We start from the raw sequence: 16,034 nt of genomic DNA, 5'->3' as shown, positions 1-16,034 counted from the left end.
CCTGAAAAGGTAAAAACCGATAGGATATCGGTACGAATATCCTTAAAATGACACATCATAATTGATGCAATCCTATTGGTAGAAACTACTATAAATTCAATCTACTAAATTGAAGGAATAAGTTGTTGCAAGAATAACCGGGTGGGATCCGATCAACCTGTTTTTCATCTTTCCTTTGCAGGAAATTAAATAGAATTAGTGTTAGGCTAATTAATGATAATATAGCTGGCTGAAATTGAAATTCCTTAACCACGAAATCCTGACTAGTAATTTGCTGATCGACAGCATTACAATCAATTGTTTCGCGAGCATACTGAAAATCACCTTTAGCAACTTTATTGCTTCGATTTTCAGTATTACTAATTTCATACAGATTATGTTTAATTGAAGCCTTAATGGGACATGAGGTCAAAACAAACAGCAATAAAATCCCCATAATCCTCAAGAATTGAGGAAATTGTTGATTGAACCTGATTGTTTTGTTAAACATATTAACAAAGTTATAGCTATTGTTAAGAAATAAAAATTTTTTTAAAAAAGTTACTAAGGTTTTATCCAATCATTCGTTTTAGGTATCAACAACCATTATAAACAAAAATGAAATCTTCAAAAGAAGTAGCTGAATTAATAAAAAAATATATTGAAGGTAACATCAGTTCCGAAGAAAGTATTCAATTGAATAACTGGATCAAAGAGAAACCTGAACATGCGGAATTTTTTAAGAGCGTTCTTTCAGAAGATGAAGTCTTTGAAGATGCATTTCTATGGATTGATCTTAAGCAGAAAAATGAAAACCAGTGGTTGGATGATTTGAAAAAAGACACACTAGTTAGAATTCACAAAAAGAATGATTCAGACGAAAAGCCAAAGTCATTTAAATGGATTTACTATGCTGCTGCTGCCATGCTTTTGTTTGGGTTATTTTTAGGAATAAAAAGATTTCAACAAACTAATGTTGAAGAAATTGACATCGAACTTTCTGACATAAATCCTGGGACGAACAAAGCAGAACTCATTTTATCGAATGGAAAAAAACTGACCTTAAGAAGCGATAAGGATGGAATAGTAATCGACAATAATCTTGAATATTCCGATGGCACTCATGTCTTGAGTTTAGAGAACGAAGATTTGACTAATATGACTGCTACTATTCAAGTTCCCAAAGGAGGCAAATACCAGGTTACTTTACCTGACGGAAGTAGAGTATGGCTAAACTCCTTGTCAAAACTGGAATATCCATTAGCCTTTAAAAAAGAAAGTAGGAAGGTGAAACTGGAAGGTGAGGGATATTTTCAGGTATCAAAAATCTCAATGGATAATAAAAGATTACCTTTTGAAGTAGAGAGTTCCATGCAAACTATCGAGGTGACAGGAACACAATTCAATATTTCTGCATACCCGGAAGATGATCATGAAGTATCAACATTGGTAGAAGGCTCGATTAATGTGCATGTTGGATCATCTAAAATAAGTTTGAAGCCTAATCAGCAATCTATTAACCATGCTGGAAAGCTTGTTAAAAAAGATGTGGATGTCTCTAGCTATATAGCATGGAAGGAAAATAAGTTTTTATTCTATGAAACGGAATTAAGAGATGTCATGAAAGGATTGAGCCGTTGGTATGACATCGAAGTTAGTTATCAAGGCCATATAGAGCCCACTTATTTTTATGGGGAAATCGGTAGAGAGAAGAATCTTTCAGAGGTTTTGAGGATGATAGAAAAAAGTGGCGTAAAAATTCAAATTAATATAAACAGGAAAAACAAATAAACTAATAGTAATCCAATAATAAAACTAAATTATGACTCGAAAAACAAAAATTCTACCAGCTTAAGGATTGACATAAAAAAAACCGAACGAGGTCTCTCACCACCAAGTTCGGCAAATATGAGGATCCTATTGAAAAAAAGTAAACTGATAATAAACCCTTAATCATTAATAATCCTAATTGTACAAAAATATGATTTTTATACAACAAATTGATTATGGCAGCAGGTCTGCCATACCTAAATTAAAATACTGGGTATTGACCATGAAATTAACCTTTTTATTAACTGTTCTGAGTATTGTGAATGTTTATGCAAGCAGTTATGCACAGCATGTAAGCATTAAGGCCAATAACTCTCCATTAATTCAGGTAATGCAATCCATTCAGAAACAAAGTGGAATCCCATTTCTACTGAACGGGAAAGACATTGCAAATACCAAGATCAATGCAGACATCAAAAATGAAGAACTCAGTGAAGCTCTATCAAATATTTTTGAGGACAAGCCTATCTCCTGGGAAATTGTGGATGGCACAATAATCTTACGGAAATCAACAGAAAAAAACACACGACCTACAGGGGTTGAGAAATTCTTCAAATCAACAACGGACAGTGACAGGAAATGTCAAAGATTCAAACGGAGTTCCTATCCAAGGGGCATCAGTTTTTTATTGTAGGAACAAATAACGGTACTACTACTGATGCAAACGGAAACTTCTCCTTGGAGGTTAGCGGCAGTAATCCTGTGGTTTCTGTGACTTATATAGGTTATTTAAAATCCGAAGTAACCGTAGGTAATCAACAAAACCTAAATATTGTACTTCAAGAAAGTTTAGGCGACCTAGATGAGATTGTTGTTGTGGGATATGGTACTCAAAAGAAGAAACTTACCACTGGTGCAACCATCGAGGTAAAGGGTGAAGATTTAGAAAAATTGAGTACTCCAAATATTTTGGAGGCATTGCAAAGTCAATCTCCCGGAGTCCAAATCACGCAAAGCTCAGGGATGCCTGGGGAGAGCTTTAAAGTTACCATTCGTGGACTTGGAACCATTGGGAATTCTAGTCCTCTTTATGTAATCGACGGAGTTCCAGGTGGTGACATCAATATGTTGAATCCATCGGACATTGAGCGTGTTGACGTCTTAAAAGACGCTGCATCTGCAGCCATTTATGGTTCTAGAGCTGCCAATGGGGTTGTATTAGTAACAACAAAACAAGGAAAAGATGGAAAATTATCTCTACATATTGATAATTACCTAGGTTTTCAAAACGCATACAAACTCCCTTCTTTGTTGAACGCTAAGGAATATATGACCATACAAGATGAACGAAGATTCAATGAAGGATCTGACCCTTATGATTGGGCGACATTAATTCCAAAACAATATCAGCAAATACAAGATGGAACTTGGAACGGTACTAATTGGATTAAAGAGATTCATAATGACAATGCTATCCTACAGAATACTTCTCTAAAACCTTATGGGAGGAAATGAACAGTCAAAATTTTCTATGGGTTACAGTATTACCAATCGCGAAGGTATTATTGGAAAACCTGTTCAGCCTGATTTCCAAAGACATACTGTTCGATTAAACTCAGATCATGTTCTGCTAAAGAATGATGAATTCAATATCATCAAATTTGGTGAAAACATTAGTTATGGTTATAACAATCGATCTGGGATTGGTATTGGAAATATTTATTGGAATGATGTTCATAATATGATGGTTGGGAATCCTCTCCTACCTGCATATAATGAATTTGGTGAATACTATGATCAACCTAGCAAAGTTGCAGATCAATGGGCTTTTGATGGAGCAACTTCTAATCCAATGGCAGAAATGGTATTCCGCCGTGGTCAAAATATGGCTAAAAGTCACAACTTATTTGCCAATGCTTATTTAGAAGTGCAGCCAATAATGGGATTGATCTTCAAATCAAGCTTTGGATATAGGATGAGTGCTTCTACTTACAGACAATATACTGGAGTTTATAACTTATCTACCACGACAGCAAATCCAATAGATGATATTAACCAGAATCAATCTGTTGGATATAATTGGGTATTGGAGAACACATTAAGTTATGGTTTCGAACCTGCAACGGACCATCAGTTTGATGTAGTAGTTGGGCAATCTATGGAAAAAAGCGGATTAGGTGAAGACTTGAGTGTTGTTACTTCTAATTCATCTTTCCCTGGGCAATGGGATAAAGCTTGGGTTAGCAATGGTCAAGGATATGATGGATTTATACCTACGGTGAATGGAGTTCATTGGCCAGTATTTGCCATTTCGTCAGTATTTGGTCGTGTAAATTACAATTACAAAAGAGACTTACATGGCAACATTTACGTTGAGAGCGGATGGATCTTCAAACTTTGCTCGAGGAAATCGTTGGGGATATTTCCCTTCTGCATCAGTAGGATGGGTTGTTAGCAACGAAGAATTTCTTAAAGGAAATGACAATTTGAATTTCTTGAAATTGAGAGCAAGTTGGGGACAAAATGGTAATGCTTCTATAAATCCATTTCAATATTTAGCAACTATTGCCATCAATAATAAAAATGGATATTATTTTGGAAACAACATGAATACACTTCTTAGAGGTGCATATCCTGATATTTTGGCAAACCCTGATGTAACGTGGGAAACATCTGAACAATTAAATATTGGATTTGACTCAAGATTCATTAACAATAAATTATCAGTAGTTTTCGATTGGTACAAGAAATCAACGTTTAATTGGTTGGTTCAGGCTCCAGTATTGGCAATTTATGGAACGTCAGCACCTTTTATTAATGGCGGTGATATTGAGAACAAGGGTTATGAATTAGGGTTGAACTGGAATGATACCCGTGGCGAATTCAGTTATGGAATAGGGATAAATGGTGCTTATAACAAAAATGAAGTTGTAAGAATTGCAAATGCAGAAGGCATTATCCATGGTGAGGAGAATGTATTGAGTCAAGGAACTAAGGAAATGTATAGAGCACAGGTAGGTTTCCCGATTGGTTATTTTTACGGATTCAAGACAGATGGCATTTTTTCAAAACCAGGAACAAATCAATGCTTGGCGAGCAGACGGCAAAGGGGTGTTGGCCAATGCTCAGCCTGGAGATGTTGCCTTTGTTGACACCAATGAGGATGGCGCAATTACGGATGCCGACAAAGTAATGATCGGTAATCCTCACCCTGACTTTAGCGGTGGATTTAATCTTACCTTTGGCTATAAAGGCGTGGATCTTGGTATAACAGCACATGGTTCTTTTGGACACCAAATTGCCAAATCTTATCGTTCCTTTGCGGATAGTCCACTTCAAAATTATACCACAGATATTTTTGAGCGTTGGCATGGTGAAGGGACTTCCAATAAGATCCCAAGAATAACAAGTGGTAGTCATACAAACAACCAATATATTTCTGACATCTATATTGAAGATGCTGATTTCGTGAAAATCCAGAATATAACTTTAGGTTATGATTTTTCAAGATTATGGGCAAAATCTCCTTTCAGTCAAATCCGTGTGTATGGTACTGTTCAGAATCTTTTCACTATAACGAACTATAGCGGTATGGATCCTGAGATTGGATATGGATATGACAAAAGTTGGGTTACAGGAATTGACCTAGGGTTTTACCCACAACCTAGAACTGTAATGTTTGGTTTAAATCTTAAATTTTAATTGACTCATGAAAAAGGCGATAATATTATTAATAACTGTAGGATTGTTTAGTTCATGTGAAAAGTTTCTAGACACCGAAAGTTTCGACAAGAAGAATACGGGGAATTTCCCGGTAAATGTTGCGGATGCAAATTCTATGCTTACAGGCATTTATTCCAGTTTGAGCGCAGCCATATCCAACGTGCAGAACACCCATTTTTATATGGCTGAATTAGCTTCTGATGATCGTTTTGGAGGTGGTGGTGAAAATGATAAGGATATGCAAGGATTAGATCATTTAATGAACACTCAACCGGATAGGTTTTTAACATTTTGGACTGCCCGCTATCAAGGGATTTTCAGAGCAAATACTGCAATTGAAACATTAGACCAAGTTCAAGGTTGGACAAATGAAGCTCAAAAGAACCAAGTTTTGGGTGAAGTGTATTTCTTAAGAGCATTATACTATTTTGAATTATCTCAAATGTTTGGTGAAGTACCGTTGGTTTTAAGTACTGAGGTCACAAATATCCCAAAAAACCCTGCAGATGAAACCTACGCCCAAATAGCAGAAGATTTAAAAAATGCTATTTCTTTAATGCCATCCACCCCATATAGTACAGTCGCATCTGGTCACGCAACTAAATGGGCTGCTGAAGCATTGATGGCTAGGGTGTTTTTATTCTATACCGGGTATTATAAAAAAGCAGATCTCCCTTTAGCTTCTGGAGGAACAGTGTCGAAAGCACAAGTAGTTCAATGGTTGGACGATTGCATAAAAAACAGCGGTCACGATTTAGCTAGTGACTTTCGAAACCTTTGGCCATATTCGAATGAATTCACCAAGGCTGACTATAAATATGCTAAGGACAACAACCTGAATTACGAAGGTGAGGGAAATAAAGAAGCAGTGTTTGCTGTGAAATTTGGTACGCTTGCCGATTGGGGTGATACCTATATGTTGGGTTACACCAATCAGTATAATTTACATTTTGGATTAAGGTCAAACAATGGTTTAGCTGGAACATTTCCATTTGGCCAAGGCTGGGGTGCTGGTCCAGTTAATACTAATTTATGGAATGAATGGAGACAGGCCGAGCCGAATGATATACGAAGGACTGGCTCTATTATAAACGTTGCTACGGATGTAGAATCTTATATTTTTTGGTGCAGACAACCAAATGGAAGAAACGGGTTTTTGGCAGAAGAAGTACATTTCCATTACAGCTTATGATCCAGAAACAAAAGCATTATTACCATCCTATGCCATCCTAGCAAATGCAGCACAAGCTGATATGCAACTCGGACATACTCAAGATTTAGTATTAATTCGTTTTGCTGATGTTTTATTGATGCATTCAGAATTAAGTGAAACCGCAACCAATCTTAATAGAGTTCGAGCAAGGGCAAAGCTACCTGCTATCAGTTATTCTTTGGCAGCTTTAAAAAAGGAGCGTCGTTGGGAATTGGCGTTTGAAGGATTGCGCTATTTTGACTTAATGAGATGGCAAGATGCTGGGGCAGCCTTAGCTAATCAAGAAGGTGTAGACATTAAAAACAAAGGAATTGACACCAAAATGAGAGGTTTTGGTGGTGGTTACAAAGCTAGATTTGATGCTACAGGAGGTTTTTGGCCAATTCCGAGTTCTCAAATAGCTTTGTCTGAAGGGGTTTTGATCCAAAATAAAGGTTGGGGTGACCCTAGCAATGAATTTCCAGGTTGGTAATTTTAAAAATAACATTTATGAGAAATTTAATTTATATCATCATATTTTCCATATCCATTCTTATTCTACAATCTTGTGAACCGATTGAAGACCGGATGGAATTAGGGTCAGCGATTACTGCTGATCAATTGGATATCTCTGCTACCCTACTTGTAGTCAATGGGAAAAATAGCAATAAAGTGATAGTAAACAACAATAGTCCAGTTCTTTCAACATGGGATTATGGTACTGGATTGACACAAAAGAAGACAGATACAGTCCTATTAGTTGCCAAAGGGGAAAATGAGATTATTTTCACTGGTTTAAATGCCGATGGCACAAAAATCAATAAATCCTTAATGGTGAATGTTGATGAATTGACCTTTCCTGTTCCATTGGAATGGGGAATGCTAACAGGCGGTAAAGATAAAGAGTGGGTTTGGGACACTACCAAACCAGCAGTGTGGGGAAATGGCGGTTATATGGGAAACGATGGTCCAGCATGGTGGACATTAAAAGAGTCTGATATTAATGGTCAAGCTCCAGGAGAAGGAACAGGAGCAAAAATGATATTTTCACTTCGAGGAGCAAAACTCAGCAAAGTCATGTCTGATGGAAAGACTGAAACTGGCAGCTTCTCGTTTGATATGACCAAAAAGATCACTTTGGAAAATGGAACCGTTTGGGCAAAAGGTAAACTTACAACAAAAGGAGTTACCGTACTCTGTGGAAAGTCTCCAAATGAAGGTGGGGCTCCGGTCTATGAATACGATATTTTAATTATAAATGATAATGAAATTGTATTAAGTTATCCTGAACCTGGTGTTGGCGCTTGGGGTACTGCATGGTTTTGGAATTTTAAAGCAAAATAATTCTATTTCCATAAGGAGAATACGGATTAATATTAAAAACAGAAAGTCAGGGAGTAATCTCTGACTTTTTACGTTTAATCAATTTTATGGTCAAAAAATGCATAAAATCTTTCTTTATTTGTCTAATTAACATTAAATTTATGTTAACCATTTTTATAACCTATTAGGCACTCACATGATGGATTTTGACAGGGAAGTCATCAGTTTACAAGAAGGTAAAGAATCAGCTTTATGTTTCTTCATGGATCAATACAGCCATGCTCTGCACTTCTATGCCTATAAAATCATTAAAAACCAGGATATTGCACGAGAAATGGTTTCGGACGCATTTGTTAAACTTTGGGAGAAAAAAGAAAATTTCCAAGCCTCAGAAAGCATTAAATCATTTCTTTATCTTGTTGTAAGAAATTTATGTTTGGACCATTTGAAATCTAGTAGAGTGCGTTTTCAACATAATGAGGAATTATTATCTGATTTAGAGTCAAATGATGAAAATATTAAGGGGGGTAAAACCACTTGTACCAATTCAATAATATAAAAAAGTGCAAAAAATGTGTTTTTTGATAGTGTTAGGGCGGTTTTTAGTCAAAGAGGATAAAAAACCACTTGTGCAATCCTCTATAATTTAGTGCAATTTTACTATAATTTTTTTAAAGCGTTTTTAAATGGTTATTAAAATAAGTTCGATAACCGTTCAAATCCGCTTCTATTTTAAACGGTGTTGAAGCTGATCCATTATTACAGTGACCTTTGCTTCTAGGTCATTCACCCTATTATAAATGGCATCAGGTTCAGGGAACTCAAACGCTAGGTTAGCTCTCAGATACCACATTTCCAATACTTCTTCAGGATCAAGAAGGATGTTAGGATATTCACGTTTATTTTGGTTGTCACTTATCAAAATAAGCCTTCCTGTATCGTCAATCCTATTTAAAACACGTTTGGTCACAATTCCTTCAGACCTCGTTACAATCGTGTAAATACGCCTGTCACGGATATCTTCAAAGCTTTCTATCCATTGACCTATACCAAGACTGCTATTGTGAAGTGTGGGGTGACATTGATTGTCCTTTAATCTCAAAAGCCCTAAATGTACCATGTCCAATGTTTGGAATCCTAAGCGTTGGTAGCTGTTCTATGTATTCAGGATCAGCATAACCATTTAGATAACCAGCAGCAGATTTGGCACTAACTAAGCTTATAACCTCTCTATCATTTTCGGCTACTGTTATAACCTTTGGTAGTCCTAAAGTAGTAGTTGCAGGGGCATTTGGGGGGGCGTTTTTATCGTTAGTTGGGGGGGCAATACTTGTAATATTTTCATTTGAAAGTATAGTATTTTGATTGCGAGCATTAGGGGTATTTACAATTTTTGTTCCATCAGCTTCAGGGCTGAGTAACATTTGCCCCTCTCCTGTTAGCAACCATACAGGATTAATATCAGGGTAAACACAGACAATTTTCTCTAATATATCGCTTCCTACAGAAGCCTGTCTCTTTATTTGTTTACCGAAATAGCCATTACCCACACCAATAGCCTTATCAAATGCATTTAAGCTGATTGACTTACTATCAAGGTAATGTTTGATTCTATTTACAGTTTTATTTTCCACAGAAAAAAGTCTCAATTATTTTTGTTTATACAGAATATTGTCTGTATAATTGTGAACGCAAAGGAACATTAATAAAGCGAATATATGAAAAACAAAAACGAGTTGTGCCAATTTTCTGCGATTTCGGATGGAATCATTATTCCAGCGGTTGTCACTGCACGTATAGTGGGGTGTTCGGAATCGACAGTTAAAAAGGTTCGCACTGGAGTAATAGGGAAAAGTGGCAGGGGTAAGACCTGCCAGCAGGTGGTTTTAGTAGATCAGCTTTTAATACAAGCTGTTGATATGGGAGTGAAAGAAGTTCAAAAGGTAGTCCAATCTACCAAGTAATCAATTATGCAATACATTAACAATAATATCCTGTGTTTGACATATGACGAATACGTTAGCTTGTTCGGTATAGAAATATATAAATCCGACAAGAAACGTAATAATATCGTTGTTCACGGTATTGGTGGTAATGGTCGCAAAGTGTTTATTGAATTTGAATCCCTGAAACCAAACCGAAAAGAAGCCATAGTAAAACATTATGGCAATCCCTATGATTATTTAGCCAAACAGCCAATATTAGACTTAATAGATTGGGATTACCAAGCGCAAAAATTCTACACTGATTATGTTCTTCCTAATGGCACTAAGTTACCTGCAAGTGATTTAGATGCTATGGGTAAAGCACAAATAAACTATGTTGACCGATATACTAAAGCTGTTAACTGGCTTAATATGCTGGGTAAATTCACAACAGATAAAAGGGCTTTAAAACAAGCTTTAAATATATCTGTAATGGAGTTTTGGGATGTTGTAGGTGAATTGGTAGTAAAAGAAAAGATTGCGCTTCCTGCCAATCCAAAAAGGTTAAAGGAGAAGCTTAAGGAGTTCAACTCTTATGTTGATGCAAGTGACAAATATGAAATGCTTATTGAAAAGCATCGTTTCGGCAACTCAAACGCAAAGAAAACGGATGAGGAAGGTGAAGCTTTGTTATTAAAACTCCTAAGCGATCCAAGAAAGCACGATGATACTGTTATAGCTGCTGCATATAATAAATATGCTGTTGACAATGGAAAAGAAACCATTACGGCTGGGGCTGTTGGCTATATACGTAGGCAAAATGAGCATATTATAAAAGCCACACGTGACGGTGCTAAAGCAGCGTATAACCAATATACCAAAGAAATCAAACGTAAACGGGCTTCAGCTCCATTGCTATTGCTAAACAGTGATGATAACAACCTTGACCTTTTCTTTACTGTAGAGTATAAGGACAACGCTGGTGCTACAAAGAAAAACCACTATTACCGTCCTGTATTATATGTTGTCATTGATACCTTCAATGATTATATATTAGGCTATGCGTATGGGGATAACTCAACGCATGAGCTGATTTATGAAGCATTCCGAAATGCCATAAATCATATTTACGAGTTAACTGGCGGTTACTACCTATCACACCAATTGCAAACTGACCGCTGGGGGCTGGATGTGAAAATGAAAAATGAACTTGGTGAATTTTATCGCAAAGTTGGGGGCAAATTCACGCCACAAGCCCACAAAGTACCTCAGGGTAAATACATAGAGCGGTCATTTGGTAAAGAATGGCATCAGGTATTAAAAGCACTTCCATTCAACAATTATGCTGGTTATAACGTAAAGGCTAAAGAGAGCTTAAACCCCGAATTTGTTGCACAAAATGCCAAAAACCATCCTTCAATAACTGAAATGCCAACTATCATCGAGGGCTTTATCAATTTGATGCGAACAAAGGCTAATCCAAAAACAGGAATCAGCCGTCAATCTGAATGGCTGGAAGCATTCAGAAATAGCGATAAGAGCCGTAAAAATCATATTGATACAGCTACAAAGCTTTCCATTGTTGGTAAAAAACGTGCTGGTGAGCCTTTAAAGATATCTTCCAAAGGTATTGAATGGACTGTTTCAGGGCAAAAATTACGTTTCGATCTTCCAAATGAAGTGATATGGAAATACAACGGTGCAAAGGTAGATGTATTCTATGATCCTTCTAACCTAAATGAAGTATTGATCACGGATGGTAGCGGTTTGCGGTTTGTCGCTGGACAATATGACGAACGTCCATCTGCAATAGCTGATTATCAGGAAGGAGATAGAAAACGGATACAACAGGATTGGGATAATAAGGAAGAAATATCAACACGCCTTACCTCCGTGCTTCAGGATAAGCTAAAAGCTTTAGACGGTTCAAACATCAATCCTGAAAGCTTGCTTCAGGCTGGTGTCCTTTTAAAGGATTTGAAAAATGGTGCTGAAGCTGGATATCTGCAACAGCTGTACGGTAAAAAAGAAGCGTTACCAATGCCAAAAGAAGAATTTAAAGTATCTGTTGAACCTCAGAAAGATGAGGATAACGATGAAGGATTTGACATTTATAATCTAATGTAAAAACTCCCACGGCTGCAACCGTGAGAGTGCAAAGTGTACACATTAATAAAGCGAATAAAAATGAATACAACCACAAAAGAACAAATTAAAAACGACTTGTACCAATTTGTACAGAAAGTCGGAAGTCAAAACGCTGCATCTAAGCAATTGACGAATGTAAGTAATGCTACTATCTCCAATATTCTTGCTGGAAAGTGGGATAACATAGGTGATAGTATGTGGATAAGCATTCAGAAACAAGTTTCCACGAACGGCAACGAGTGGAAAGTATTGACCGATACAAGACGTATGAGCATGATGCACCAGCTGTATATGGACGCTAAGCGTTTCAGTGAGGTTTTCTGTATTGTCGCTCCTGAAGGAAGCGGAAAGACAGAGCCAGCAAAGATTTTTTCCAACAATGAAAACGTGTATATCCTAAAATGTAAAGAGCATTTGAATCGCAAAACCTTTTTGAGCGAATTGCTACAGGCTATGGGTAAAGATAGCGGAGGATATACGGTCTATGAAATGATGACCGTGGTACTAGAAGCCATATTGAGGGCTGAATCACCTCTAATCATATTGGATGAAGCGGATAAGATCAGTGATCAGGTTCTTTACTTCTTCATTACAATCTACAATGAAACTGAGGGTAAATGTGGATTGGTTCTTCAGGCAACGGATCACCTTAAAAAGAGAATACAAAAGGGTGTTGCAATCAATAAGAAGGGATTTAAGGAGATATTAAGCCGTATAGGCAGGAAGTTCATTGAGTTGCCTCACAATACTGATGAGGAACTAAAGCGAATAGCCATGATGAACGGTGTAAATGATGAGCTTGAAGCCATTAGAATAGTAAATGATAGCGAAAGGGATATCAGAAGGGTTAAACGTCTTGTATTGGCTTATAAACGTAAGAAAGGAGCTGCATAATGGAAATGACAAACACTAAAACAAGCTGGATCAATAAAGTTAAAACCATCCAGCAAGTGAACCGTGAGCTGGTAATGCGTAAGCTGGGTATTTCAGAGGAAGATTATCACGACATGTGGTTAGATGCTGGAATCCATTATTTAACGGATGTCATTGAAGTTGGAGAATGGAAGCCCGAATTCATGAATGCTCGCATCTTTTGGAAGTGGTGGTTGAACCATTGGCAACGATGGGATGCTCGTTTCTTGGAATACACTAAAGAAGTTCCAAAAGACCAGTGGGCTAAGCTCTATGATGATGTTCATGATCCATTACACGCAGACTTTAAACCTCATGCTGTTGTGCTGGAAGATATCTTCCATAAAGAAGTTGTGATCCCAATGACTAAAGGACAATATGAAAAGGCGTAACATTTTAAAGCTAATAGCTCAGGAGCTGGGCTATAGTGTCGAGGACATTTTAACCAAAGGAAAGAAAACGGACGTGTTGTATGCTCGCTATATAACGATTGCCATTCTAAGGGAGGAAGGCTATAGCACCAATGAAATAGCATCTCTATTTACCGAATGGTCACGTAATAACATTGCCAACCATTGTGTGGAAGTATTCAATGATCTTCTTTCCTACAATAGAAAATTTAAGGACATGTATTTAAAGGCGGTGAAAGCCGTGGAGGATAGCGATTATGAAGATGAAAATGACCAGAAATCAGCTTGAAGCTGTCGGGTTAATCCTTCGTGTGATGTTGGAAAACAACCCTCCTATGAACCCTGCTGAACGTTTGGTTTACGGCTTTGTTTACAAGCTTTTTGCTCGCATCAGGACTAGGTGTGAACGAATTGATTCCACAAAGAACGGTTGGGGATTAAGCCTTTCAGAGCAGGAAGCTTTAGCACTTTATGTATTTATTCAAAACATGGTTATTCCTGAAGGATACGACTATGAAAGGATACAAATCAACTCAATTTTTAACCAAATAGACAAGGAATATGGAGGACATACACACCAAGATAAAGGATGTAGAAGATTGGTTGCGCAATAACCCACATGCAGACAAAGAAGCTAGATGGGAAATGGTTAGCCGTCTTAGAGAATACAATGATGAGCTGAATGCTATCAACAAACAAAAAATAGAAAACGGATTGAATTTATTAAACAAAGGGCTAAGCCCACTAAAACACAGATTATAAATATGGAAACTACAGTTTTAAGCAAGCCAGCGAGCGAATTAACAACAGATGAATTGTCAGCACTTTTAGCCCAAAGACAGGCTAATGAAGTCGCTGAAAAGAATGAAAAAAGAAAAGCCTATGAAACACTTCGAGATGAAACGGTAAAGGAATTGGTTGAAGGGGCAAAAGCGTTAAACGATATGCTTTCCAAGTTCAAAAGTAAATCCTATGCATCTATAGGCGCTTTATATGAAATGCTTCAGGAACATTCGGATAGGCATGCGAACGGTAAGGGTAATGTTACGTTAGACAGCTCATGTGGTAACTATCGTATCATGTTCAGGAGACACGATGCAACCCGATTCGATGAACGAAGCACACAGGCTGAAGCTCATATCTTGGATTTTTTAACCGCTGAATATCCTGAAGGCAGTCCAACAAACAAAGCCATTCGCATTCTCCTAGAACGTAAAACAGGGCAATTGGACAAGAATAATGTCCTAAAGCTTTTCAAAATGAAAGATGACTTTGATAACGAGAACTGGCGTAAAGGTATTGACTTACTTCAGGAATCAATTGTTCCCGATCATACCAAGTATTACGCTCAGTTCTTTTACAGATCAGACGATATGGAATGGCTACCTATTGTATTGGAGTTCGCAAAATTATAATCAAAACAAGTGATAATCCTGAATATCATTAAAACGAATGATAAACCCAAGTATGGAACGTACAGCGGATCGTTACCGCTGTTGGGTTCAAACATTAATAAAGCGAAATAATATGAGTGTCAAAAATCGAATCTATTCAGTTAGGGTAAATTTCAAATCGAAACGCCCAAATGTAAAATTATCTCCTGCATCGATGACAGGTATTGTTACTGCCAGTAGCATAGAGCAAGCTGGAAAAGCAGCGGTAAACTTCATGCAAAAGGAATTTATCAAAAGTGGTTCCGATGTTTTTGCAATAGCAAGTAAGATAACCCCTGTAACGTCAAAATTCGCAATAAACGCTAAAGATTGGTTGGAGGAATAACTATGTACTTAAATAAAATCGATAGCCCAAATACGATTTGGCAGTTACCTCCAATTCTACTAGAGCATTGGGGATTTGAAAACATTGGGATTGAATTTAATCACGAAATATGGTGGACATGTCCCCATTGCGGTGAGGTGTATGACGCTAGATGGCATCAGAAAACATGTCCAGCCTGTAGACGTGATATTGACAAGTAAACTAAAGCGAATAAATATGAAAAAGAATGAAGTAACAACGGCTGACAATCTGCAAATTGGCGACCGTTTCTATTTCCTGAATGACAAAAACAAGGTGGTTTGGGAAATGGTAGAACATGAAAAAAAAGTCACAAACTACCAAACCTATTCTAATTGGTGCATTCCTGCAAGCGTGTCTGATGGTAGAGGTTCTGAAACTTTTAAGGCTGCTTATGTAAAGCCTATTCGTAAAGAAACTAAGGTTGTTTATTTAAGATCAAAGGAGGTAGCCGTATGATATTAGGATTTAAGCAACAGTTTGTTGAACCCATATTAAAAGGGAATAAGATTCATACTATTCGAGAGGATAGTAAGGATAGATGGAAGACAGGCAGCCATATACATATGGCTACTGGTGTACGGACGAAATCTTACAGTTGTTTTAATGAAGTAGATGTCAAAGGTGTGCAGTACATTTTTATGACTAATCATCGCTGGACATTTGAGGTTTCAATCGGAGATACACATTATTGCGATAAGTACTTATATCCTAATGATATTGAAAAAATAGCCATAAATGATGGCTTTAAATCTCTTGAAGATTTCCAAAAGTGGTTTATACCGCTAATTGAAAGCAGTCCTGAACATTGCTTTTCAGGTAAAATAATCCATTGGACAGACTTTAAATATTAAT

Annotated in this window: 23 protein-coding genes; 20 read left to right on the top strand and 3 right to left on the bottom strand. The window is 37.1% G+C overall.

All coding sequences use genetic code 11. The features are described 5' to 3' along the window. Positions 1-88: 88 nt before the first annotated feature. Positions 89-490: a hypothetical protein gene (locus tag FGL31_RS08115; protein WP_138090454.1), complete on the bottom strand. Its 402-nt coding sequence runs from the start codon at positions 488-490 to the stop codon at positions 89-91. Positions 491-597: 107 nt separating this feature from the next. Here FGL31_RS08115 and FGL31_RS08110 point away from each other — a divergent pair, with 107 nt between their 5' ends. The 10 genes from FGL31_RS08110 to FGL31_RS08090 all read left to right on the top strand — a co-directional run bounded on the left by FGL31_RS08110 (position 598) and on the right by FGL31_RS08090 (position 8,546). After that, positions 598-1,770: a FecR family protein gene (locus FGL31_RS08110; protein ID WP_138090452.1), complete on the top strand. Its 1,173-nt coding sequence runs from the start codon at positions 598-600 to the stop codon at positions 1,768-1,770. Between the two features lie 190 nt (positions 1,771-1,960). After that, positions 1,961-2,443: an STN domain-containing protein gene (locus FGL31_RS23260; protein ID WP_197734138.1), complete on the top strand. Its 483-nt coding sequence runs from the start codon at positions 1,961-1,963 to the stop codon at positions 2,441-2,443. Continuing rightward, entirely contained in the window at positions 2,389-3,264 is an 876-nt protein-coding gene (locus tag FGL31_RS23255; RefSeq protein WP_197734137.1) for a TonB-dependent receptor plug domain-containing protein, read from the top strand. The genes FGL31_RS23260 and FGL31_RS23255 overlap by 55 nt, the downstream gene beginning before the upstream one ends. Further along, positions 3,251-4,204, top strand: a complete 954-nt coding sequence (locus tag FGL31_RS23250; RefSeq protein ID WP_197734136.1) for a SusC/RagA family TonB-linked outer membrane protein — start codon at positions 3,251-3,253, stop codon at positions 4,202-4,204. The genes FGL31_RS23255 and FGL31_RS23250 overlap by 14 nt, the downstream gene beginning before the upstream one ends. Next, on the top strand, positions 4,107-4,901 hold the full coding sequence (locus FGL31_RS23245; RefSeq protein ID WP_197734135.1) for a SusC/RagA family TonB-linked outer membrane protein: 795 nt from the start codon (positions 4,107-4,109) through the stop codon (positions 4,899-4,901). The genes FGL31_RS23250 and FGL31_RS23245 overlap by 98 nt, the downstream gene beginning before the upstream one ends. Then, positions 4,861-5,451 carry a hypothetical protein gene (locus FGL31_RS23240; RefSeq protein WP_197734134.1) on the top strand — a complete coding sequence of 197 codons (591 nt, stop codon included), beginning with the start codon at positions 4,861-4,863 and terminating at the stop codon, positions 5,449-5,451. The genes FGL31_RS23245 and FGL31_RS23240 overlap by 41 nt, the downstream gene beginning before the upstream one ends. A 7-nt stretch (positions 5,452-5,458) precedes the next feature. After that, on the top strand, positions 5,459-6,664 hold the full coding sequence (locus tag FGL31_RS08100; RefSeq protein ID WP_197734133.1) for a RagB/SusD family nutrient uptake outer membrane protein: 1,206 nt from the start codon (positions 5,459-5,461) through the stop codon (positions 6,662-6,664). Further along, entirely contained in the window at positions 6,612-7,157 is a 546-nt protein-coding gene (locus FGL31_RS23235; RefSeq protein WP_197734132.1) for a RagB/SusD family nutrient uptake outer membrane protein, read from the top strand. The genes FGL31_RS08100 and FGL31_RS23235 overlap by 53 nt, the downstream gene beginning before the upstream one ends. A gap of 17 nt (positions 7,158-7,174) precedes the next feature. Continuing rightward, positions 7,175-8,008 (top strand): hypothetical protein, encoded by an 834-nt coding sequence (locus tag FGL31_RS08095; protein ID WP_138090450.1) that lies wholly within the window; start codon positions 7,175-7,177, stop codon positions 8,006-8,008. A gap of 175 nt (positions 8,009-8,183) precedes the next feature. Next, entirely contained in the window at positions 8,184-8,546 is a 363-nt protein-coding gene (locus tag FGL31_RS08090; protein WP_138090448.1) for an RNA polymerase sigma factor, read from the top strand. Between the two features lie 168 nt (positions 8,547-8,714). Here FGL31_RS08090 and FGL31_RS08085 read toward each other — a convergent pair whose 3' ends face one another. After that, positions 8,715-9,089, bottom strand: a complete 375-nt coding sequence (locus FGL31_RS08085; RefSeq protein WP_138090446.1) for a S24/S26 family peptidase — start codon at positions 9,087-9,089, stop codon at positions 8,715-8,717. Beyond that, on the bottom strand, positions 9,046-9,621 hold the full coding sequence (locus FGL31_RS08080; RefSeq protein ID WP_138090444.1) for a hypothetical protein: 576 nt from the start codon (positions 9,619-9,621) through the stop codon (positions 9,046-9,048). Before FGL31_RS08080 ends, FGL31_RS08085 begins: the two co-directional genes overlap by 44 nt. Before the next feature lie 84 nt (positions 9,622-9,705). Between FGL31_RS08080 and FGL31_RS08075 the strand changes: the two genes are divergently transcribed. The 10 genes from FGL31_RS08075 to FGL31_RS08020 all read left to right on the top strand — a co-directional run bounded on the left by FGL31_RS08075 (position 9,706) and on the right by FGL31_RS08020 (position 16,033). Continuing rightward, positions 9,706-9,951 (top strand): hypothetical protein, encoded by a 246-nt coding sequence (locus tag FGL31_RS08075; RefSeq protein ID WP_138090442.1) that lies wholly within the window; start codon positions 9,706-9,708, stop codon positions 9,949-9,951. A gap of 6 nt (positions 9,952-9,957) precedes the next feature. Next, the gene (locus FGL31_RS08070) at positions 9,958-12,039 is read left to right on the top strand and encodes a hypothetical protein (RefSeq protein WP_138090440.1); all 2,082 of its coding nucleotides are present in this window, start codon (positions 9,958-9,960) and stop codon (positions 12,037-12,039) included. A 60-nt stretch (positions 12,040-12,099) separates the two neighbouring features. Beyond that, a complete protein-coding gene (locus FGL31_RS08065) occupies positions 12,100-12,954 on the top strand; it encodes an AAA family ATPase (RefSeq protein WP_138090438.1) in 855 nt (284 codons plus the stop codon). Continuing rightward, on the top strand, positions 12,954-13,364 hold the full coding sequence (locus FGL31_RS08060) for a hypothetical protein (protein WP_138090436.1): 411 nt from the start codon (positions 12,954-12,956) through the stop codon (positions 13,362-13,364). The genes FGL31_RS08065 and FGL31_RS08060 overlap by 1 nt, the downstream gene beginning before the upstream one ends. Next, on the top strand, positions 13,351-13,671 hold the full coding sequence (locus tag FGL31_RS08055; protein WP_138090434.1) for a helix-turn-helix domain-containing protein: 321 nt from the start codon (positions 13,351-13,353) through the stop codon (positions 13,669-13,671). The genes FGL31_RS08060 and FGL31_RS08055 overlap by 14 nt, the downstream gene beginning before the upstream one ends. Continuing rightward, complete coding sequence (locus FGL31_RS08050; RefSeq protein WP_138090432.1) at positions 13,652-13,996, top strand: hypothetical protein; 345 nt, start codon at positions 13,652-13,654, stop codon at positions 13,994-13,996. Before FGL31_RS08055 ends, FGL31_RS08050 begins: the two co-directional genes overlap by 20 nt. 150 nt (positions 13,997-14,146) lie before the next feature. Next, complete coding sequence (locus tag FGL31_RS08040) at positions 14,147-14,797, top strand: DUF3164 family protein (RefSeq protein ID WP_138090428.1); 651 nt, start codon at positions 14,147-14,149, stop codon at positions 14,795-14,797. Between the two features lie 52 nt (positions 14,798-14,849). After that, positions 14,850-15,161, top strand: a complete 312-nt coding sequence (locus FGL31_RS08035; protein ID WP_138090426.1) for a hypothetical protein — start codon at positions 14,850-14,852, stop codon at positions 15,159-15,161. 90 nt (positions 15,162-15,251) lie between these two features. Further along, complete coding sequence (locus FGL31_RS08025; RefSeq protein ID WP_232046396.1) at positions 15,252-15,638, top strand: hypothetical protein; 387 nt, start codon at positions 15,252-15,254, stop codon at positions 15,636-15,638. Then, positions 15,635-16,033: an ASCH domain-containing protein gene (locus FGL31_RS08020; protein WP_138090420.1), complete on the top strand. Its 399-nt coding sequence runs from the start codon at positions 15,635-15,637 to the stop codon at positions 16,031-16,033. Before FGL31_RS08025 ends, FGL31_RS08020 begins: the two co-directional genes overlap by 4 nt. Position 16,034 lies beyond the last annotated feature (1 nt).

The organism is Sphingobacterium daejeonense, assembly GCF_901472535.1.
Taxonomy (GTDB): domain Bacteria; phylum Bacteroidota; class Bacteroidia; order Sphingobacteriales; family Sphingobacteriaceae; genus Sphingobacterium; species Sphingobacterium daejeonense.
The sequence above is the reverse complement of the archived record's forward strand: the minus strand, read 5'-3'. Positions and strand labels throughout refer to the sequence as shown.

Bases quoted from the DNA above. Each gene is read 5' to 3' on its own strand.
- FGL31_RS08070 (WP_138090440.1), top strand. From the start codon at position 9,958: ATGCAATACATTAACAATAATATCCTGTGTTTGACATATGACGAATAC.
- FGL31_RS08060 (WP_138090436.1), top strand. From the start codon at position 12,954: ATGGAAATGACAAACACTAAAACAAGCTGGATCAATAAAGTTAAAACC.
- FGL31_RS08065 (WP_138090438.1), top strand. From the start codon at position 12,100: ATGAATACAACCACAAAAGAACAAATTAAAAACGACTTGTACCAATTT.
- FGL31_RS08090 (WP_138090448.1), top strand. From the start codon at position 8,184: ATGATGGATTTTGACAGGGAAGTCATCAGTTTACAAGAAGGTAAAGAA.
- FGL31_RS08075 (WP_138090442.1), top strand. From the start codon at position 9,706: ATGAAAAACAAAAACGAGTTGTGCCAATTTTCTGCGATTTCGGATGGA.
- FGL31_RS23250 (WP_197734136.1), top strand. From the start codon at position 3,251: ATGGGAGGAAATGAACAGTCAAAATTTTCTATGGGTTACAGTATTACC.
- FGL31_RS08095 (WP_138090450.1), top strand. From the start codon at position 7,175: ATGAGAAATTTAATTTATATCATCATATTTTCCATATCCATTCTTATT.
- FGL31_RS23245 (WP_197734135.1), top strand. From the start codon at position 4,107: ATGGCAACATTTACGTTGAGAGCGGATGGATCTTCAAACTTTGCTCGA.
- FGL31_RS08040 (WP_138090428.1), top strand. From the start codon at position 14,147: ATGGAAACTACAGTTTTAAGCAAGCCAGCGAGCGAATTAACAACAGAT.
- FGL31_RS23255 (WP_197734137.1), top strand. From the start codon at position 2,389: ATGTCAAAGATTCAAACGGAGTTCCTATCCAAGGGGCATCAGTTTTTT.
- FGL31_RS08020 (WP_138090420.1), top strand. From the start codon at position 15,635: ATGATATTAGGATTTAAGCAACAGTTTGTTGAACCCATATTAAAAGGG.
- FGL31_RS23235 (WP_197734132.1), top strand. From the start codon at position 6,612: ATGGAAGAAACGGGTTTTTGGCAGAAGAAGTACATTTCCATTACAGCT.
- FGL31_RS23260 (WP_197734138.1), top strand. From the start codon at position 1,961: ATGATTTTTATACAACAAATTGATTATGGCAGCAGGTCTGCCATACCT.
- FGL31_RS08050 (WP_138090432.1), top strand. From the start codon at position 13,652: ATGACCAGAAATCAGCTTGAAGCTGTCGGGTTAATCCTTCGTGTGATG.
- FGL31_RS08035 (WP_138090426.1), top strand. From the start codon at position 14,850: ATGGAACGTACAGCGGATCGTTACCGCTGTTGGGTTCAAACATTAATA.
- FGL31_RS08110 (WP_138090452.1), top strand. From the start codon at position 598: ATGAAATCTTCAAAAGAAGTAGCTGAATTAATAAAAAAATATATTGAA.
- FGL31_RS08115 (WP_138090454.1), bottom strand. From the start codon at position 490: ATGTTTAACAAAACAATCAGGTTCAATCAACAATTTCCTCAATTCTTG.
- FGL31_RS08100 (WP_197734133.1), top strand. From the start codon at position 5,459: ATGAAAAAGGCGATAATATTATTAATAACTGTAGGATTGTTTAGTTCA.
- FGL31_RS08055 (WP_138090434.1), top strand. From the start codon at position 13,351: ATGAAAAGGCGTAACATTTTAAAGCTAATAGCTCAGGAGCTGGGCTAT.